General features: G+C 64.2%; 18 protein-coding genes and 1 tRNA gene. 11 read left to right on the top strand and 8 right to left on the bottom strand.

From position 1 onward, the window contains the following. Nucleotides 1-227 precede the first annotated feature (227 nt). Entirely contained in the window at nt 228-1,406 is a 1,179-nt protein-coding gene (locus W911_RS01035) for an ATP phosphoribosyltransferase regulatory subunit (protein ID WP_023785655.1), read from the top strand. Continuing rightward, nucleotides 1,403-2,113, top strand: coding sequence for an ATP phosphoribosyltransferase (gene hisG, locus W911_RS01030; RefSeq protein WP_023785654.1), 711 nt, complete (start codon nt 1,403-1,405; stop codon nt 2,111-2,113). Before W911_RS01035 ends, hisG begins: the two co-directional genes overlap by 4 nt. Before the next feature lie 253 nt (nt 2,114-2,366). On the opposite strand, the gene W911_RS01025 is transcribed toward hisG, so the two are convergent. The 5 genes from W911_RS01025 to W911_RS01005 all read right to left on the bottom strand — a co-directional run bounded on the left by W911_RS01025 (nt 2,367) and on the right by W911_RS01005 (nt 5,194). Continuing rightward, complete coding sequence (locus W911_RS01025; RefSeq protein ID WP_023785653.1) at nt 2,367-2,639, bottom strand: hypothetical protein; 273 nt, start codon at nt 2,637-2,639, stop codon at nt 2,367-2,369. Nucleotides 2,640-2,723: 84 nt separating this feature from the next. After that, entirely contained in the window at nt 2,724-3,023 is a 300-nt protein-coding gene (locus tag W911_RS01020) for a BQ00720 family protein (protein WP_023785652.1), read from the bottom strand. A gap of 171 nt (nt 3,024-3,194) precedes the next feature. Next, nucleotides 3,195-3,626 (bottom strand): Hsp20 family protein, encoded by a 432-nt coding sequence (locus tag W911_RS01015; RefSeq protein ID WP_023785651.1) that lies wholly within the window; start codon nt 3,624-3,626, stop codon nt 3,195-3,197. Nucleotides 3,627-3,804: 178 nt separating this feature from the next. Beyond that, nucleotides 3,805-4,521, bottom strand: a complete 717-nt coding sequence (locus W911_RS01010; RefSeq protein WP_210163471.1) for a hypothetical protein — start codon at nt 4,519-4,521, stop codon at nt 3,805-3,807. Nucleotides 4,522-4,798: 277 nt separating this feature from the next. Continuing rightward, nucleotides 4,799-5,194 carry a VOC family protein gene (locus tag W911_RS01005; protein WP_023785649.1) on the bottom strand — a complete coding sequence of 132 codons (396 nt, stop codon included), beginning with the start codon at nt 5,192-5,194 and terminating at the stop codon, nt 4,799-4,801. 152 nt (nt 5,195-5,346) lie between these two features. Between W911_RS01005 and W911_RS01000 the strand changes: the two genes are divergently transcribed. The 4 genes from W911_RS01000 (at nt 5,347) to W911_RS00985 (ending at nt 9,051) form a co-directional block, all read left to right on the top strand. Beyond that, entirely contained in the window at nt 5,347-6,879 is a 1,533-nt protein-coding gene (locus tag W911_RS01000; RefSeq protein ID WP_023785648.1) for an acyl-CoA carboxylase subunit beta, read from the top strand. 442 nt (nt 6,880-7,321) lie between these two features. Beyond that, nucleotides 7,322-7,636: a hypothetical protein gene (locus tag W911_RS00995; protein WP_023785647.1), complete on the top strand. Its 315-nt coding sequence runs from the start codon at nt 7,322-7,324 to the stop codon at nt 7,634-7,636. Nucleotides 7,637-7,888: 252 nt separating this feature from the next. Continuing rightward, complete coding sequence (locus W911_RS00990; protein WP_244438557.1) at nt 7,889-8,434, top strand: cytochrome b; 546 nt, start codon at nt 7,889-7,891, stop codon at nt 8,432-8,434. Between the two features lie 41 nt (nt 8,435-8,475). Next, nucleotides 8,476-9,051 carry a YceI family protein gene (locus tag W911_RS00985; RefSeq protein WP_023785645.1) on the top strand — a complete coding sequence of 192 codons (576 nt, stop codon included), beginning with the start codon at nt 8,476-8,478 and terminating at the stop codon, nt 9,049-9,051. Between the two features lie 54 nt (nt 9,052-9,105). Here W911_RS00985 and W911_RS00980 read toward each other — a convergent pair whose 3' ends face one another. Then, nucleotides 9,106-10,827, bottom strand: a complete 1,722-nt coding sequence (locus W911_RS00980; protein WP_023785644.1) for an ABC transporter permease — start codon at nt 10,825-10,827, stop codon at nt 9,106-9,108. A 128-nt stretch (nt 10,828-10,955) separates the two neighbouring features. Between W911_RS00980 and W911_RS00975 the strand changes: the two genes are divergently transcribed. Together W911_RS00975 and W911_RS00970 are read left to right on the top strand one after the other, a co-directional pair. Then, a tRNA-His gene (locus tag W911_RS00975) sits at nt 10,956-11,032 on the top strand. A gap of 220 nt (nt 11,033-11,252) precedes the next feature. Next, the gene (locus W911_RS00970; protein ID WP_023785643.1) at nt 11,253-11,606 is read left to right on the top strand and encodes a DUF1428 domain-containing protein; all 354 of its coding nucleotides are present in this window, start codon (nt 11,253-11,255) and stop codon (nt 11,604-11,606) included. Between the two features lie 17 nt (nt 11,607-11,623). Here the strand turns inward: W911_RS00970 and W911_RS00965 are convergent, their stop codons facing one another. Both W911_RS00965 and W911_RS00960 read right to left on the bottom strand, forming a co-directional pair. Beyond that, nucleotides 11,624-11,887: a hypothetical protein gene (locus W911_RS00965; RefSeq protein ID WP_023785642.1), complete on the bottom strand. Its 264-nt coding sequence runs from the start codon at nt 11,885-11,887 to the stop codon at nt 11,624-11,626. Between the two features lie 109 nt (nt 11,888-11,996). Continuing rightward, the gene (locus W911_RS00960) at nt 11,997-12,716 is read right to left on the bottom strand and encodes a Crp/Fnr family transcriptional regulator (protein ID WP_158412815.1); all 720 of its coding nucleotides are present in this window, start codon (nt 12,714-12,716) and stop codon (nt 11,997-11,999) included. Between the two features lie 206 nt (nt 12,717-12,922). On the opposite strand from W911_RS00960, the gene W911_RS00955 reads away from it, so the two are divergent. From W911_RS00955 to W911_RS00945, 3 genes are all read left to right on the top strand, one after another. After that, nucleotides 12,923-13,354, top strand: coding sequence for a hypothetical protein (locus W911_RS00955; RefSeq protein WP_144083467.1), 432 nt, complete (start codon nt 12,923-12,925; stop codon nt 13,352-13,354). Between the two features lie 178 nt (nt 13,355-13,532). After that, entirely contained in the window at nt 13,533-15,257 is a 1,725-nt protein-coding gene (locus W911_RS00950; protein WP_023785638.1) for a permuted SH3 domain-containing protein, read from the top strand. Nucleotides 15,258-15,268: 11 nt separating this feature from the next. Beyond that, entirely contained in the window at nt 15,269-18,406 is a 3,138-nt protein-coding gene (locus W911_RS00945) for an efflux RND transporter permease subunit (RefSeq protein WP_023785637.1), read from the top strand. The last annotated feature ends 1 nt before the right edge of the window (nt 18,407 follow it).

Here is an 18,407-nt window from a genome sequence, read left to right as displayed (position 1 = left end):
TAGACCATGATCGCTTCGGACCCTATCAGTCCGAAGCGTGAATCATCGGTCTCAACAAAACACTAGAGCGTCCGATCCGATTGCGTCGGATCGGAAGAACTCTAGACCGGCATGGCGCGAGGCCCTATCAGCCTGACGCAGGAATCGTAAGCTGCGCCGTCACTTGAACTCGTGATCGCGTTCCAAAAGCTCGGGCACTCTTTCCGGGCTATTGCCAAGGACTCTTCATGCCCGCCGAGACGGCGAAACAATTCGAGGCATTGGAAGCCTCCGCCCAGACACTGCTCTCCGTGTTCACGCGGGCGGGCTACGAGGCCGTGTCTCCGGCCATTATCCAGCCCGCGGGCGTGTTCCTCGACGTGGTCGGCGAAACCTTGCGAGCGCGCACCTACGTCTTCACCGATCCGGACGGAGACGAGCTGTGCATGCGACCGGATCTCACGGTGCCAACCTGCCGGCTGCACGTCGAGCGCCACCCCGAAGCGGCCATTCCGGCCAAGTACAGCTACAACGGCCCGGCATTCCGCTTTCAGCCCATGGGCGGAGACCTCGCTCACACGCGCGAATTCCGCCAGACCGGAATCGAGAGTTTCGGCAACGCCAATCGCGAACAGGCGGAAGCCGAGGTCGTCGCAACCATTGCAGGCGGCCTCGCGACCGCGGGCCTCACCGGCTACGCGCTCCGCTTCGGTGATCTCGGCCTTCTCCGCGCGATCCTGCGTGCGGCCGATATGCCGGCCCGCTGGCGCCGCCGCCTCACGCATCATTTCTGGCATCCCCCTGCCTTTCAGGCGGAGCTGAAACGGCTCACGACATCGCCCGGCGCGGTGTCCGAGCACATCCCGAAGCCGCTGCGCGAGGCGCTCGATCCCGACGATCCGGAAGCCGCCGAAAGCGCCGTTGCCGCCTATCTCGACACCAACGGCATCGAGGCCCTCGGCGCACGCACGACGGCTGAGATTACCGAATGCCTGCTCGACCGTGTGGCCGACGCCCGCGCCGAGCCGCTGCCCGCGCGCACGGCCGCTCTTATCCAGAGCTACGTCGGAATTGTCGTGCCGGCCCGTCAATCGCCGGAGCGCGTCCGCGCGCTCGCCGCCGAGATGGGCATCAACATCGAAGCGGCGGTCGGCGCGCACGAGTGGCGGCTGGAACTGATGTCGCGCGCTGGCGTCGATCTCGACCGCGCGACGTTCTCGGCCGAGTTCGGTCGCGCGCTGCAGTATTATACGGGCTTCGTATTCGAAGTCGTGACGAAGGATCTGGGCCCGAGAAGCCCGGTCGCCGGTGGCGGCCGATACGATCACCTTCTGAAGGCGGTCGGCGCGCCCGGCCACGTGCCGGCGGTGGGCGCCGCGGTCCACACCGATCGCCTGCTCGCAGCCCTCAACGGAGATGCGCCATGACGGGGGCCGCGACTGAAAAGCTGATCCTCGGCGTGCCCTCGAAAGGCCGCCTGATGGACGAGACCGCGGCCGCGTTCGCGCAAGCGGGGCTGACGCTGCGCAAGACCGGCAACGAGCGCGGCTATCGCGGCGAGATCGTCGAGCTTCCGGGTGTCGACGTCGCGTTTATCTCCGCGTCCGAGATCGCCTGGAACCTGAAGATCGGCCGCATACACCTCGGCGTCACCGGCGAGGATCTAGTGAGCGAACAGATGTCGGACGCGGCGACGCGCGTCACGTTTCTGAAGAAGCTCGGTTTCGGCCGCGCCGACGTCATCGTGGCCGTGCCGGATTGCTGGATCGATGTCCGCACCATGGCGGACCTGTCGGAAATCGCGCTGCCCTTTCGCCGCGCGCACGGCCGCTGGTATCGCGTGGCGACGAAATACCTGAACCTGACGCGGCGCTTCTTCGCCGCCCGGGGGCTTGCCAACTATCGCATCGTCGAGAGCCTCGGCGCGACGGAAGGTACGCCCGCAGCCGGCACGGCGGAGCTGATCGTCGACATCACGACGACAGGCACGACGCTCGCCGCGAACGGTTTGAGAATTCTCGACGACGGCCTAATCCTGCGCTCGGAAGCCTGCCTCATCGCGTCGAATACCGCCGATTGGTCGCCCGCGACCCAGGGCGTCCTCGACGAGATCAAGGCGCGGATGGCCGGCTGAGCGGTCCTCCGTGCCGGACGCGCCATGATCGCGCCCCGAACGTCCGTAATCTTCCCAATTCCGCGAGACCATGATCGCTTCAGGCCCTATCACCCTGAAGCGTGAATCATCGGTCTGACAAAAGAGACCATGATCGCTTCAGGCCCTATCAGCCTGAAGCGTGATAGTCGGTCTCACTAAAGAGATAGAGCGTGATCTCGGTTCAATCGAAATGGATTGCGCTCTGAATCAGGATTGAGGTCGAGCGATGTTTTCACGGCGTCTTTTCGTGGCTGGCTGTGCCGCTGCCATTTTCGCGGCGGGTGGAGGAGCCCGCCACGCGGCGGCTCAAGCCAATTGCGAGATGTACGGCAAGCTTGCGATCCAGCAGCAGCAGGAGAACGAGCAGAGGGCCTGCGGCTTCACCGGCGACGAATGGACCCCTGACCTCAAGCGTCACATCGACTGGTGTGGCGGCGTCGCTCCCGATCAGTGGCGTGTAGAGCTGCAGAAGCGTCAGCAGGCGCTCGACGCCTGCGAGACTCATGCTTCACAATAAATCCGCTCATGAACGACAAAAGGCGAGCCCTGCCGTGTGCAGGACCCGCCTTCATGCGTTTCGCTTCGAGCGTTAGTGAACGCTCGCGATCTCAAGTTCGCCGTCCATCGCGTGGCTGAGCGCCGCCTGACGCGTATCGGTCAGCGCGATCGGCGTTCCGTCTGCCGCGTGCAGGGCATAGAGGTGGATGCCGCGCGGCAGATCCTCGATGGCTGGAAACATCTGCAGAGCTTCGTCGGAAGACAGGGTCTTGATATAGGCGACCTGCCCGCCTCCGAGGCGCGCGAGTTCGATGTCGCTCATAACGGCGGCAACGGGCTGCGCCTTCTGGCGCTGCTTAGCCGTGAGCCGTTTCGTCGTATTCTCTTTCATGACGCAACTCCTCCTCTCTCGAGGTATTCGTCATGGTAACGAACGAGGCCGGTGAAATCCTTCGCCACGTCGGACCATGTTCTTACGATTCGATGTGCTTGGCTGTAGCGGGCGGGCATCTGACAGAGCAGAAAACGATGATCCTGCCGGGTCTTGCGTCGAATCGCCGCGTCAACCACCGCCGGTCCCGATCTCGATCCTGCGAACGAGCTTGTCGGGTTCGTGCCGCACGAGATCGATAATGAGGAGCCCGTTCGAGAGTTCGGCAGCCTTGACCTCGATCCCATCGGCCAGAACGAACGTTCGCGTGAACTGGCGCGTCGCGATCCCGCGGTAAAGATAGGTGCGGGACTTGTCGTCGGCCTGGCGGCCGCGCACGATGAGCTGATTGTCCTCGACCACGATCTCAAGCTGGTCGCGGGTGAACCCGGCGAGCGCGATCGTGATGCGCAGCTTCTCTTTGTCGCCGTCGTGGGCGGCAACGCGCTCGATGTTGTAAGGCGGATAGCCTTCACCCCCACCTTTACCCGTCCGGTCGATGAGGCGCTCGATCTCCTCGAACCCGAGCAGAAACGGGTTGGATAGTACGGATAGCCTGCTCATTCTCGAAAGTCCTTTCGATAAGCGACCTTCAGTGTGACGACACGGCACCGAACCCGGCTGCCGCTTTCCGGCCCCTCACGGGCACCGGCCTTCCTTTTACATCCGGAATATGGGTTGCCGATGGCGCCGTTCAATGGGCTTGTCCAGGTACCGCAGCGCAAGGCGCAAACGCGCACGCTCAGCCGCGAGCGGGCCGTGTTCTCAGCGGCTCCAGAACGGCTTTGAGCAGGGTGGCTTTCTGTTCGAGATGCCGGCTCATGCGGTCGAGAACGTCGGGGTCTTTCGCTCGTCCCGCAATGGCCGCCACGAGCACGCCCTTGAGGTCGTCCAGCGTCGTGCGGAGCGCGGTATGCGTGCGGGCCAAGGCTTCGTCGCGAAGCAGGGCCGGATCGCAGCCCGGTAACTCCACACCAGCCGCCGGACGCGTCCAGCGGACGGGCTTTTGCCCCTCCAGAAAGCGGCCGTAGGCGGCCATGACATAGCGGCCGAGGTCGGTGAGCGTGACGGCAGCGCGGGTCGAGCGGCCGTTCGGCGTGGCCGAAGCCGGCGTTACGAGACCGGCTTTCCCCAGCGACTGTGCGGCCCGCCGCCGGCTGGCGCTGAGCGAACGCGCCATGCCGCGCTCCGTCAGCACGAGGACGCCAGCACGCGCCGCGCCCAGCAGAATTTCACGCTCCCGCTGCCCGAGGCGCAGGCGCCTCAGCCTATCCCGTTCGGCTTCGAAGGCCACCCGGCAGAAGCCGCAAGGCGCCAGCGCCTGCACCCACTCCCGGGCCTCGGGGCCGGTCGGATTGAGCGACGCGAAAAGCGAGGCGAGCGCCGGGCAAGGCGCGCCCGTATGCCGGCAAACGAAGGCTGCCGGGATGGGGTCGGGCGAAGAGGCAGGTTCCGGCACGAAATGTTGCGCCGGGTCTGCCACCTCTGATGCCGCAGGCATGGGATGATGCACGGGGTGCCACCTTTGACCGCAATTGGCATGAGCCGTTGCATGGCCCGGGCACGAGACGATGCAGCAACTGTGCAACGGCAAATGCCGGTCATGAAACGATGCATTGAGTCAAAGGCTTAGTGGCATTAGCTGATGCGAAGCTTGCGCTTCTGTGCCGCGTCCCTGCTCCGCCCTCGGCTTCACCCCGCTTGGCCGGGATGACAGGGGGGGCAGGAAGGGCCCATCAGCGGAAACGGCCGCCCTTTTCGAGCACTTCGATCTTGTAGCCGTCCGGGTCTTCGATAAAGAAAAAGCGGCCGAAAGGCTTATCCTCGAAGATCATCTGCTTGATATCTTTCGGAAAATACCCGAGTTCGGCAATCCGGGCCCGCGTTTCTTCCAGATCTTCGACGGCCACCGCGAAGTGCCCGTAGCCGTTTCCGAGCTCGTACGGGTCCTTCCGGCCCTTGTTGACCGTGAGCTCAAGCTCGAAATCTGTCTCCGCATTCCGGAGGTAAACCAGCGTGAAATCGGCAAAATCGTAGCGGTCGGCAATCTCCAGTCCGAACGCCCCGGAGTAGAAGGCCACGCTCCGTTCCTCGTTGAGGACCCGCACCATCATATGGATTGCCTTCGCCATCGGTCTTCTCCCTTGATGTGAGCGCCGAATCCGGCCGGTCCGGACGACGCCGGGCCGCACCATACGCGCCATTGGCCCGCTGCCAAGGCCTGTGCTATCCCCCTCGGCGACATACCGTGTCGTCGAACATTCATGAAACAGGGTCGGGTCCTATGAAGGAAGTCATCGAGGAGCTCGAGCGCCGGCGTGATAACGCACGTCTCGGCGGGGGCATCCAGCGCATCGAAGCTCAGCACAAGCGGGGCAAGCTCACGGCTCGCGAGCGCATCGAGCTTCTGATGGACGAAAATTCGTTCGAGGAGTTCGACACCTTCGTCGAGCATCGCTGCGCCGATTTCGGCATGGAGAAGTCGAAGACGCCGGGTGACGGCGTCGTCACCGGCTGGGGCACCATCAACGGCCGCGTGGTCTACGTGTTCGCCAAGGACTTCACGGTCTTCGGCGGCTCGCTGTCCCAGGCGCACGCCCAGAAGATCATGAAGATCCAGGATATGGCGCTGAAGAACCGCGCGCCGATCATCGGCGTGTTCGACGCAGGCGGCGCGCGCATTCAGGAAGGCGTGGACGCGCTCGGCGGCTACGGCGAGGTGTTCCAGCGCAACGTTCTGGCCTCGGGCGTGATCCCGCAGATTTCCGTGATCATGGGCCCCTGCGCGGGCGGCGACGTCTACTCGCCTGCCATGACGGACTTCATCTTCATGGTGAAGGACACGAGCTACATGTTCGTGACCGGCCCCGACGTTGTGAAGACGGTGACCAACGAAACCGTGACGGCCGAGGAATTGGGCGGCGCCAAGGTTCACACCACCAAATCGTCGATCGCCGACCGCGCCTACGAGAACGACGTCGAAGCGCTGCTTCAGATGCGCCGCCTGATGGACTTCCTGCCGTCCAACAACCAGTCCGGCGTGCCGGTGCTGCCGACGTCCGATAGCCCGGATCGTCCCGACTACTCGCTCGACACGCTGATCCCGGACAACCCGAACAAGCCCTACGACATCAAGGAACTGATTCTGAAGGTCGTGGACGAGGCAGATTTCTTCGAGATCCAGGAAGCCTACGCGCGCAACATCGTGACCGGCTTCGCGCGCATGGAAGGCCGTACGATCGGCATCGTCGCCAACCAGCCGATGGTGCTCGCCGGCGTGCTCGACTCGGATGCTTCGCGCAAGGCCGCCCGCTTCGTCCGCTTCTGCGACTGCTTCGAAATCCCAATCGTGACCTTCGTCGACGTTCCGGGCTTCCTGCCCGGCACCGCGCAGGAGTACGGCGGTCTCATCAAGCACGGCGCCAAGCTGCTGTTCGCCTATGCGGAAGCGACCGTTCCCAAGGTCACGCTCATCACGCGCAAGGCGTACGGCGGTGCCTATGACGTGATGAGCTCCAAGCACATCCGCGGCGACGTGAACTATGCCTGGCCGACGGCCGAGATCGCGGTGATGGGCGCCAAGGGCGCGGCCGAGATCCTCTACAGGTCGGAGCTGTCCGACCCTGCGAAGATCCAGGTCCGCATTGACGAATATCAGCGCCGCTTCGCCAACCCGTTCGTGGCGGCTGAGCGCGGATACATCGATGAGGTGATCCTGCCTCACGGCACGCGCCGGCGCATCTGCCGTGCGCTGAATATGCTGCGCAACAAAACGCTCGAAAACCCCTGGAAGAAGCACGACAACATCCCGCTCTAAACCACGGGAGGGCTCGTCGCTCTCGCCAGCGTCGCGAACCACGACAAAGCGGGCCTCTTGCTGAGGTCCGCTTTTTTGTGCGACGGAAATCGCGAACCCTTCACGTTAGGTTCATCTCTGACGCGTTTCATTCGATACACACGCGCGCGTCTTCGTTGTTGCAGGTGGTTGCGTGTGAAATGACGATGCGGCTCTTCTTAGGGAACTCTCAAGGGGAGTTTTCGCTTAAGTCAGCAAGAGGTGGTGTCCGTGGATTATCTCTCGCACTGGCATAAAGCGGTTGGCCGACTTGCATAACCCTTTGTGCGGCGTAGACCGTCTGCGGGCATCGCAAACGAACTGGAATGGTCCGTGCTCGCCCCACTCAGAGCGCATTTGGAAGATCCATTCCTGTTGGAGACACGTAAGACGCTCAGGGGAATAACCGTAGAAAGGAAAAGCCATGCGAAAGCTCATCGCTGTGGCCATGCTCGGAGCCGGTGCAGCCTTCTTCGCTGCGGCGCCTGCTCAGGCCATGCCCGCTAGCGGCGCCGCGGGAATCGCAAGCAAACTTGCGACCACGGACAATGCCGGCGTTCATGAAGTGAGGCGCCGCTATTATCGCCATAGGCATCGTGGCTATCGGCGCGGTTGGCGGCATCGTGGATATTATGGCCATCGTCGCCATTATCGCCCGCGCTACTATTACGGCGGCCCCGGATACTATGGCTACCGTTATCATCGCCGTCCGCGCTTAGGGATCTACTTCGGTCTCTAAGTCCGAGTTGCGACGCTGAACAGAAATGTGGCCGCAGGCGCGACGTCTGCGGCCACATCTGTTTCCGACCCATCTGTTTCTGACCCATCTGTTTCTGACATGGCACAGCGTACGGCGTATTCCGCGAGCGGTTGTCTTGAAACGCGTGCGACGCAGCAATACCTAGCACGGAAGGTTGAGAGGAGCCGCGTGCGCGATGATGCCGGAATGAACGGCGAGCGCGCTCTGAGGTGAGGGGAGCAGAAAATGCTGATGCGGGATACGACGTCGGGCTATGGCCTCGTGAGCCGCCTCTTTCACTGGATCACCGCCCTCGTGATCTTCGGGCTCTTCGGCCTCGGCGTGTGGATGGTCGGTCTCGGCTACTACGATCCGCTCTATCACACCGCGCCGCACTGGCACAAAAGCGTCGGAATGCTGTTCGCCTTCGCCCTTGTCGCGCGCTTCGCATGGCGAATTGCGAACGTAAAGCCCTCCGACGACGATCTCGCGCCCGCAGAGCGGATCGCCGCGCGCATCGCGCACTGGAGCTTCTACGTGCTTCTCTTCGCGATTGTCGTGACTGGCTATCTCATGTCCACGGCAGACGGCAGGCCGATCCATGTCTTCGATTGGTTCGCGATTCCCTCGCCCGGTGCCAACCCCGGCCTGGAGAGCACGGCAGGTGCTGTGCACGTGTGGCTCTCGTACGCGGTTATCGCACTCGCCGCCGTTCACACGCTAGCGGCCCTCAAGCATCACGTTCACGACCGCAAGCCGACCCTCACGCGCATGTGGTCGGGCCCGCCCCGAGTTTGAGCTTAAGTTGAGAATTTCCCTGATCAGAAAGGACACGTTCCATGTTGCATCGCTTGAGCCCTCTGGCGTTGGTCGCAGCCCTCGTGGTTGCCACGCCGGCGTCCGCGGCCGATTACGCTATCGACACCAAGGGGGCTCATGCCTCGATCAACTTCCGCGTCAATCACCTGGGTTTTAGCTGGCTGACGGGCCGCTTCGACACCTTCGGCGGCACGTTCAGCTACGACGCGAGCGCGCCCGAAACCTCGAAGGTGAGCGTCGAGATCGACACCAACAGCGTGAACTCGAACCACGCCGAGCGCGACAAGCATCTGCGCAACGAAGACTTCCTCGACGTCTCGAAGTTCCCGAAAGCGACGTTCGTGTCGAAGTCGATCGAGCCCGCGGGCGACGGCAAGGCCAAGATCGTGGGCGACTTCACGCTCCGCGACGTCACCAAGGAAATCACCATCGACGCGGAATTCGTCGGCGCCGGTAGCGATCCGTGGGGCGGCGAGCGCGCCGGCTTCAAGGGCACCACGACGCTGGCCCTCGCCGATTACGGCATCACGTTCGATCTCGGCCCCGCAGGCAAGGAGGTCTATCTCGACCTCCACGTCGAAGGCGTGAAGCAGTAGCATTGCTCTAAATTTTGGGCGCGATCCGGGGCGGCGCAAACCGCCCCGGATTTTTTATGCGTTGCCCGCGCGCCCTGCGATTGCGCGGTGCAGAGCGACGAGCGGGATGAGGCCTGCGGCGATGATCGCAAGCGCGCCGAGCGCCCCCGCCTCGATCTGCTCCAGCGCCGCGAAGGCATAGACGTGCGTCGCGAGCGTCTCGAAGTTGAAGGGCCGCAGCAGCAGCGTGGCCGGCAGCTCTTTCAGCGCATCGACGAAAACCAGCAGTCCCGCTGCTCCGAGCGCCGGCAGCAGCAACGGCAGATGCACGCGGAAAAGCGCGGATCCCGCCGTCTCGCCGAGCGCGCGCGCCGCCGCGTCGAGGTTCGGGGAAATCCGTTCGAGCCCTGCTTCGAGCCCGCCGAGCGCGACCGCGAGAAAGCGGATGACGTAGGCATAGACCAGCGCCGCGATAGAGCCCGACAGGATAAGGCCGGTCGATACGCCGAACGTCGTGCGGAACAGCGCGTCCACGCTGTTGTCGAGCGCAGCGAGCGGGATCAATACGCCGATGGCGAGCACGGTGCCAGGCAGCGCATAGCCGAACCCGGCCGAGCGAACCGCGAACCGCGTGGCAGGCCCCGGCGCGACGCGCGGCGCATAGCTGATGAGAAGCGCAAACCCGAGCGCGACGACGGCGGCCAGCGTTGCGAGCAGAATGCTGTTCCACGCCGCCATCAGGAAGCCGCCCGCAAGCGCGGCAGCCGAATGCCCGAACGCGTAATGGACGAGCAGAAGGCACGGCACCACGAAGCCGATCAGGAACGGAATGGAACAGAGCGCCGCCGCCAGATAGCCGCGCCAGCCCTGGATGTCGTGGAAAGGAATGGCGCGGTACCGCCCGGTGGTGTGATGAACCTTGGCCCCGCCGCGCGCAATGCGCTCCACAGCGAGCAGCACCACGATAAGGCCGAGCATCACGGTTGCGAGTTGCGCCGCTCCGCCGAGGTTAGACCGCTGCAGCCACGTGGCGTAGATCGCGGCAGACAGCGACTCGACGCCAAGATGCTGCACGGCGCCGAGATCGTTCAGCGTCTCCATCAGCACGAGCGCGACGCCTGCCGCGAGCGCCGGCCGTGCCAGCGGAAACGCCACGGCCCAGAACACGCCCATCGGACTGCGGCCGAGCGTGCGCGCAACTTCGAGCGCGCACACCGATTGCTGCACGAACGTCGCCCGGGCGGCGAGGTAGACGTAGGGGTAGAGCACCGCCGACATGACGAGGATGGCCCCGCCGAGCGAACGGATCGACGGGAACCAGTAGTCTCGCGGCGTCGACCAGCCGAAATAGGCTCTGAGGCTGGTTTGGACAGGCCCGGCATAATCGAGAAGGTCGGCGTAGCAGTAGGCCGCGATATAGGTCGGGATCGCGAGCGGAAGCACCAGCAGGCGGTCGAGCGCCGCCCGTCCGGGAAAGCGATACATCGTGACGAGCCACGCCGTCGCCGTTCCCGCGGCAAGCGTGACAATGCCGGTGCCGAGACCGAGCAGCAGCGTCTGGCGCAGGGATTCGGGCAGCACCGAGCTTGCGAGATGCGGCCAGACGTTCTCGTCGGGCGTTGCCGCGAGATAAACGACGGCCAGCACCGGCAGCGCCAGCACGGCGAGCGCGAGGCTGACCGCAAGTCCCCAGCCGGGTGCCGCCCGCGAGGGCGCACGCCGCCGCAGCAGGCGCTTGAACGGGTCGAAGGGGCCGGCAGGCCCAGGAGGCGCGGACGACGGGGTGCTGAGGGTCATGTGCGCGAGACCATTGCGGCCAGGGCGCTGGCCGTCAAGCAGGTCGCCCTGATCCGATATGTTGCCTCAGGCCAGCAATGAGGGTTGCAGCCGCTCGCCCGCGCTCCTATAAGCACGCTTCATTCCGGGCCGCCTTAGCTCAGTTGGTTAGAGCGCTAGATTGTGGATCTAGAGGTCCCCCGTTCGAACCGGGGAGGCGGTACCATCGCCACGGCCCTGCCGTTCGCGCTCCGTTCCATCTTCTTCCTCTTTTTCTCCGTCGAAAAATCGAGCTGCGGACGCGCCATGCGACCGCAACGCTCCCGTCATTTCCGAAAATGCCGCCCGGCTGTCGGATCGCATGGGGCTCGGCCGTCCTTGGGGAACGGTGATGGCCGCGCCGCATTGGTGGAGCGGCACAGAAACCCAAGAATGGGAGAGACAACATGACGTACGTGGATGGATTCGTCCTGGCCGTGCCGGCGGCCAACAAACAGGCCTACCTTGAAGTCGCCGCTCGCATGGCGCCGATCTTCAAGGAATTCGGCGCCACCCGCGTCGTGGAGGGCTGGGGCGACGATGTGCCGGACGGCAAGCTGACGGATTTCCGCGGGGCCGTGAAGGCGACCGACGATGAGGTCGTCGTCTTCAGTTGGATCGAATACCCGTCGAAAGAAGTCCGTGACGCTGCGAACGAGAAAATGAGGTCCGACCCGCGGATGAAGCCGCAGGGCGAAACGATGCCGTTCGACGGCAAGCGCATGATCTTCGGCGGTTTCGTCCCGATCCTCGACGAATAAGGCGAGCAAATGCCGCCCTACAACCGGCCGGTCTTGAACGGCGACATCTGGTCGAAGGCTGCGATCGCTTCGAGTTTGAGCTCGGAGGCGTGCGACGCATCGGCCTTGGCGACGGCGAGAACGGCCTGCGCCAGCCTGTTTCGCGCAAGTTCGAGCGCGGCCGGGTCGTCGGTCTCGAAACGGGCCGCGATTTCGGCCCACGCCGAGTCGAACGCTTCAAAAATGACGGCCAGCGTTTCGGGAGCATAAGACCCGCGCTCGACCAGTTTCCGTATGGGCATGAACAATAGGCTCGATGGCACCTGCGCCAGTTTTGGCGCATCCCGATGCGAATGCTGACTGTGGTCCCGCGTGCCCGCCCCTGTCTGTCATGTAGATGACGGAACGATTTTAATTCGGATAGGTCTTCGGCAGGTGCTGGGCGATGCGCGCACGTGTCAGCAGATAGCATTCGCAGGAGGCACCGATCAGCGCTTCACGATCCAGGATTCGCACGCGCCGCCGTCCGCACTCGATCATCCCGCCGCGCCGGAGCGCGTGAATGGCGTTGGTGATGGTGGGCCGCTGCACGCCGAGCATCTCGGCCAGCAGATCCTGTGTGATCAGCAGCGTGTCGTCGTCGTGCCGGTCACGCATCATCAAGAGCCAGCGCGCCAGGCGCTGCGTCAAGTTGTGCGCGCCGTTGCAGCCGGTCGAGATCATGACCTGTTCGAGGAATGCGTGCACGTGCGCATACATCAAAGATCGAAAAATCGGAATATCGTCCATCGCCTGCGCGAAGACGCGGCGCGGAATGCGCGCTGCCGTGCCGGGGAGTTGGACGAGCAGGCGCGCAGACGACATTTTGGCGCCGAACACAGCCTGAAATCCGGTTCCGCCTTCACGGCCGATGGTCGCCATTTCGATCATGGTGCCGTCAGGGTAGACGGCGACGACCGAGATCACGCCGCTGTCCGGAAAATAGACATGCTCCAGCGGCTGGTCCGCATCGGCGAGCACTTGGTGGCGCTCGCAGGAGACGCGCTCCGCGGAGGCGAGAAGGTCGCTCCGTATACGCGGCGGCAGCGCGAGCAAGAGCCGATTTCTGGGCCATTCTGGAAATACGGACATGGGCAAGCGCTCTGGTGCGGGGCGGCGCCACGACCCCCGCGACGCGCGTGCGGCTGAAACGCCGCCGTGTCCCGAATGTTCCGGCACAGTAAGCGCTTCGGGCAACGCGCTCGCGCCATTGCGATAAACAGCCATCGCCATGCCGCAGATCCAATTTCGCCTTGACCCCGCTCCAATCTTCCGGCTTTGCTTGCGGGATGCGCCGCGTGACGAGCCAGCTTCTGCGGGTTTTTATGGTTGCAGTGGTGTTCGCCACTGGCAGCTTGAGCGGCGCTTTGGCCTGCGACGATACGGTCGCGATCCGCGATCACGCTGCGCATGATCATGCCACGCATGATCATGGCCGGCATGGGCCTGACAGCGCTGGCAAAGCCTCGCTCCAAGAGGATCGGGCAAGCGCATCGGAAGCTGTCGCCGAACTGCTAGGCGGCGAACCTTCTGGCTCCTTCGGCCTCTTGGACTGCGATGGCTGTCCGCATATGCACGCCCACTGCTGTGCCTCGATGGCCATTCCCGCAGGTGATTACGGCCTGAAGCGTGTTTATGCCGCCAGTATGCGGATGCTGGAAGCGAGCGCACCGCTTCCGCTGGGGCAGCACTTCTATCCCTTGCTTCGTCCGCCGAGCGCCTCGGTCTGATCCGGCCTCCGATCCGCACGCTGTCGTGCGCTCGCGAGGTTTCATGATCAGGACCGATCGGCGCGTTCGCGCATGGCGTCATCCGTAACGGCCTTTTCGAAAGAGGCCGGAGCGGCGCCAGCCCCGAACATGTCCAGCATCTGTCCTGCTCATTCCCCACGCTTACGAGGACTGAAGCATGACCCGTCTTGGCATGGCACTGCTCGGTGCCGCGGCCCTTGTTGCCGTAGCCGCGCCCTTTCATTCGGCCCGCGCACACGGCGATCACGGTGCGGCTCCGCCCGCGCAAACCACGTCTCTTCCACGCGTCGAAGCCGCCGGGTTCGAGGTCGAGCTGGTCGCCGTGGCGGAGGATCACACGCTGACGATCTATCTCGATCGGAGCGACACCAACGCTCCCGTCGATGGCGCCAGCATCGAAGTCGCATCCGAAGGGATCCCGGCGGCAAAGGCCGAACCCAAGGGCGACGGCGTCTACACGCTCGATGCCGATTGGGTTCACGAGCCCGGCACCTATGCGCTGACGTTCACGGTCTTGGGCGCGGACATCGCGGACCTGCTGGCCGGGCGCCTCGTCGTTCCGGAACCCGAGACCGAGGAGCACGGAGCCACGGTCTCGTGGGGCGACGTGCTGGTCCGCCCCGAAGCTTGGATCGGCGCACTCCTGATCGCGCTGGCCGGCTTCTTCGTTGCGTTCGCATTCCGCCCGCTGCGTCTCCCGCCCGACGCGTCACAACCGAATGAGGAGACAAGCGGTCACGCCGCCGCCAGCCAACACGGCGCGCGGCATGCTGCCGGCATCGTGCTGCTGAGCATCGTCCTGTCGGCGTCTCTGCCGGAGACGGGCCGCGCGCACGAAGGCCATGATCACGGTCCTCCGGCGCCCTCCGCTCAGGCGGGAGGAAGCGCTCCTGTGCGCCTGCCGACGGGCGAAGTCTATTTCCCAAAGCCGTCGCAGCGGCTGTTGCAAGTGAGAACCGCGCCGGCCGCGGTTGAAAGCGTCACGCCGGCCGCTCAGCTCATCGGCACCGTCGTTGCAGATCCGTCTTCCGAGGGACGCGTACAAGCGCCCATGGAAGGCCAGATCGAAGTGGCCGAAGGCGGCGTGTCGTTTGTCGGTAAGAAAGTGAAGGCCGGCGAAGTGCTGGCGCTTCTTTCGCCCGCCATGCCGGTGTACGAGCGCGGTGCCTTGCACCAGCTGACCGCAGAGGTCGACGGAAAGTTGCGCATCGCCGAGCAGAAGCTGGTGCGCCTCAAGGGCATCTCCGGCGATTACATTCCGCAACGCGAACTCGACGACACGCAGACGGAAATCGAATCCCTCTTGGCGCAGAAGCGTGCCCTCGAACCGCGCGTCGGTGAGAAGCTGGAGATGACGGCGCCGGTCTCCGGCGTCATTTCGGTGGCCAACGTGCGCGCCGGCCAGGTCGTCTCCGCGCGCGACACGCTGTTCGAGATTGTCGATCCCGAACGGCTCTGGATCGAGGCCATCGCGGTTGCGGGAGCGGACGAGACGTCCGTCAAGGCGGCGACGGCGCTTGACGGCGAGGGGCACGCGATCCCGCTCACCTACATCGGCCGCGCGCCGTCGCTTCGACAACAGTCGTTGCCGCTCCTCTTCAGTGTCGAAGATCCGCATCCCTCTCTCACCATCGGTGTCGCGGTGAAGGTTCTGGTGCAGGGCGGCGCGCCGGTCGAGGGAATGATCGTGCCGGGCGGCGCGATCGTACGCGCCGCGAACGGTCTGCCGCAGGTCTGGATCAAGATCGCGCCCGAGCGTTTCGGCCCGCGCCCGGTTCGCACCCGTCCTCTCGATGGAGATCGCGTTCTGATCACGGCCGGTATCGAGACGGGAGATCGCGTCGTGGTCAACGGCGCCGATCTGATCAATCAGGTCCGGTAGGAGAACGCCTCGTGTTCAACGCAATTGTCCGCGCCAGCCTTGCCAATCGGCTGATGGTGCTCGTCGCCGCCATCGCGGTGACGGTGTACGGCCTCGTCACGCTGGGCCGCCTTCCCGTCGACGTGTTCCCGAATCTCAACCGGCCCACCGTCACACTGATGACCGAAGCCGAGGGGCTCGCGCCGGAAGAGGTCGAGCAGCTCGTGACGTTCCCGCTCGAAACGGCCATGAACGGCATGCCGGGCGTCTCGCGCGTCCGCTCCGTCTCCGGCGTCGGGCTTTCGATCGTCTACGTTGAATTCGATTGGTCGACCGAGATCTATCAGGCCCGCCAGCAAGTGGCCGAGCGTCTGCAACTCGTACGCGAGCAGCTCCCGCCGGGCATCTCGGCGCACATGGGTCCGATCTCCTCGATCATGGGCGAGATCATGCTGATCGCCCTTACTGCCGAAAAAACGAGCTCCGGCGAGACGACCGATCCCATGACGTTGCGCGAGATCGCGGACTTTACCGTGCGCCCGCAGCTCTTGACGGTGCCCGGTGTGTCGCAGGTCATCCCGATTGGAGGAGAGGTCCGCCAATACCGCGTCATCCCAGATCCGCGCCGCATGGCGGCCCTCGACATCGGTTTCAGCGCCATCGAAGACGCGATCCGGGCGTTTGGTGCGAATACGGGCGGCGGCTTCGTCGATCAGCAGACGCGGGAATATCTGATACGCAACATCGGCCGCTCGGGGAGGATCGAGGATCTGCGCAATCTCGTCGTCGCCTATCGCGAAGGCCAGGTCGTCGCGTTGAGCCAGGTTGCGGACGTCGATTTCGCGGCGCGTACCAAGCGCGGCGACGCGAGCCTCGCCGGCAAGCCGGCGGTTATTCTGAGCGTGCAGAAGCAGCCGGAAGCCGACACCGTCACCATCACGCGAGAAATCGAACGAATACTCCCGGACCTCGAACGCACGCTCCCCGAAGGTGTTCGCGTGACCGACGTTCTGTTCCGGCAGGCGACGTTTATCGAAACGTCTATCTCCAACGTGCAGCAAGTGCTCGTTGAAGCACTGATCGTGGTGTCAATCGTGCTGTTCGCGTTCTTGCTGAATTGGCAGACCACGCTGATCTCCCTGCTCGCAATACCGCTGTCTATTCTCGCAACCGTCATCGTCTTCGCGTTCATGGGATTGTCCATCAACACCATGACGCTCGGCGGTATCGCCATCGCCATCGGCGCGCTGGTGGACGACGCGGTGGTGGACGTCGAAAACATCTTCCGGCGATTGGGGCTTCACCGGCTCGCGGGAGGGCGTGACACGCGCAGCATCGAACAGGTCGTGGCCGATGCCTCTATCGAAGTCCGAAGCGGCATCCTCTACGCCACCGCCATCATCGTCCTCGTGTTCATTCCCCTGTTCGCTCTTTCTGGCATCGAGGGGCGGATGTTCACGCCGCTCGGCGTGGCGTTCATCGTCTCGGTTCTCGTGAGTCTCCTGGTCTCGATCTCCGTCACGCCGGTGCTCTCCTACTGGCTGCTGCCGCGCATGAAGAGCTTGGCGGAAGGCGACGGCGCCATGGTTCGCGCCCTCAAGCGATGGCAGAAGCGCGGCCTCGAATGGTGCTTCGACCGCCCGGCGTTCGTCGTGGGGTTGCCGGTCGTTGCCGTCTTGGCTGCAGTTTTCGCAGCCTCCATGCTGCCGCGCGCTTTTCTTCCGACGTTCAACGAAGGTACGATGCTCGTCGGTGTGATCCTTGAGCCCGGCGTCAGCCTCGCCGAATCCGACCGGATCGGGCGCATTGCCGAGACCATCGCCGCCGCGGTGCCCGAGGTCCGCAAGATCAGCCGCCGCACCGGCCGGGCCGAGCTCGACGAGCACGCGGAAGGCGTTCACGTCAGCGAGCTTGAGGTCGATCTCGAACCGTCGGACCGCAGCCGCGAGGACGTGCTGGCCGACATCCGCCAGCGCCTGTCCGCTTTGCCGGCGGCGATCACCGTCGGCCAGCCCATCGCCCATCGTCTCGATCACATGCTGTCGGGCGTGCAGGCCCAGATCGCGCTCAAGATCTACGGCGACGATTACGACGCGCTGCGGGGGCTCGCGTCCGACATGGAAACGCGCCTGCGCGCCATCCCCGGCATCGTCGACTTGCAGGTCGAGCGTCAGGTGCGCATTCCCGAGCTTCAGGTGCGCATCGATTACGAGCGCGCCAAGCAATACGGTCTCAATCCGAGCACGATCACGGATTCGCTCGCCACGCTCTCCAACGGGCGCGTCGTCTCCGAGATCATCGACGGGCAGAAGCGCTTCGACGTTGTGCTTCGTCTCTCCGACGCAGATCGCACCGCACATGCGCTCGGCGCCATGCTGATCGAAAGCCCGGCGGGACGCATTCCGCTCGCGAGTGTGGCCGAGGTGATCGAAACCGACGGCCCCAACCAGATCCTGCGCGAGAACGGGAGGCGCCGTATTGCCGTGCTTGCGAATACGGACAATTCCGACATGACGCGGATCGTCGCCGACGTTCGCCAGGCCATTTCCAGTGCCGGCTTGCCGCAGGGTTATTTTACGAGCCTCGAAGGCCAGTTCCAGGCCGAGGAGGAAGCCTCCCGCCTGATCGGGCTGTTGTCCCTCGTCTCGCTGGGTCTGATCTTCGTCGTGCTCTACACGCGCTATCAGTCGAGCGTGCTGGCGCTCATCATCATGGGCAACGTTCCGCTCGCGCTGATCGGCGCGGTGGCGGCGCTTTGGATCGCGGGCCAGCCGTTCTCGGTGGCGAGCGCCATCGGCTTGATCACGCTGACGGGTATCGCCACGCGCAACGGCATCCTCAAGATCAGCCACTACATCAATCTGGTGATGTTCGAAGGCGAACGCTTCGGTCGCGCCATGGTGATCCGCGGCACGTTGGAACGATTGCGCCCGGTGCTGATGACGGCGTTGGCCGCCGCCATCGCGCTCATGCCGTTGATGATCGGCGCGGACGAGCCGGGCAAGGAAATCCTGCATCCCGTGGCGATCGCGATCTTCGGCGGGCTGTTTACGGCGACATTGCTCGACGCTTTCCTGACGCCCGTCCTCTTCATGCTGTTCGGACGAAAGCCGCTCGAACGGCTCGTCGCCCAGCACGACGGCGTGCCATCTCACGCCGAAGCGTTTTGAT

The organism is Hyphomicrobium nitrativorans NL23, from assembly GCF_000503895.1.
Classification (GTDB): domain Bacteria; phylum Pseudomonadota; class Alphaproteobacteria; order Rhizobiales; family Hyphomicrobiaceae; genus Hyphomicrobium_C; species Hyphomicrobium_C nitrativorans.
Note: the sequence above shows the minus strand (reverse complement) of the source record. Positions and strands in the feature narration are given on the sequence as shown.

Bases quoted from the DNA above. Each gene is read 5' to 3' on its own strand.
- W911_RS00960 (WP_158412815.1), bottom strand. From the start codon at position 12,716: ATGTCCGTATTTCCAGAATGGCCCAGAAATCGGCTCTTGCTCGCGCTG.
- W911_RS01035 (WP_023785655.1), top strand. From the start codon at position 228: ATGCCCGCCGAGACGGCGAAACAATTCGAGGCATTGGAAGCCTCCGCC.
- W911_RS00965 (WP_023785642.1), bottom strand. From the start codon at position 11,887: ATGCCCATACGGAAACTGGTCGAGCGCGGGTCTTATGCTCCCGAAACG.
- W911_RS01015 (WP_023785651.1), bottom strand. From the start codon at position 3,626: ATGAGCAGGCTATCCGTACTATCCAACCCGTTTCTGCTCGGGTTCGAG.
- W911_RS00995 (WP_023785647.1), top strand. From the start codon at position 7,322: ATGCGAAAGCTCATCGCTGTGGCCATGCTCGGAGCCGGTGCAGCCTTC.
- W911_RS01005 (WP_023785649.1), bottom strand. From the start codon at position 5,194: ATGGCGAAGGCAATCCATATGATGGTGCGGGTCCTCAACGAGGAACGG.
- W911_RS00950 (WP_023785638.1), top strand. From the start codon at position 13,533: ATGACCCGTCTTGGCATGGCACTGCTCGGTGCCGCGGCCCTTGTTGCC.
- W911_RS00970 (WP_023785643.1), top strand. From the start codon at position 11,253: ATGACGTACGTGGATGGATTCGTCCTGGCCGTGCCGGCGGCCAACAAA.
- W911_RS00980 (WP_023785644.1), bottom strand. From the start codon at position 10,827: ATGACCCTCAGCACCCCGTCGTCCGCGCCTCCTGGGCCTGCCGGCCCC.
- W911_RS01025 (WP_023785653.1), bottom strand. From the start codon at position 2,639: ATGAGTCTCGCAGGCGTCGAGCGCCTGCTGACGCTTCTGCAGCTCTAC.
- hisG (WP_023785654.1), top strand. From the start codon at position 1,403: ATGACGGGGGCCGCGACTGAAAAGCTGATCCTCGGCGTGCCCTCGAAA.
- W911_RS01020 (WP_023785652.1), bottom strand. From the start codon at position 3,023: ATGAAAGAGAATACGACGAAACGGCTCACGGCTAAGCAGCGCCAGAAG.
- W911_RS00990 (WP_244438557.1), top strand. From the start codon at position 7,889: ATGCGGGATACGACGTCGGGCTATGGCCTCGTGAGCCGCCTCTTTCAC.
- W911_RS00985 (WP_023785645.1), top strand. From the start codon at position 8,476: ATGTTGCATCGCTTGAGCCCTCTGGCGTTGGTCGCAGCCCTCGTGGTT.
- W911_RS01000 (WP_023785648.1), top strand. From the start codon at position 5,347: ATGAAGGAAGTCATCGAGGAGCTCGAGCGCCGGCGTGATAACGCACGT.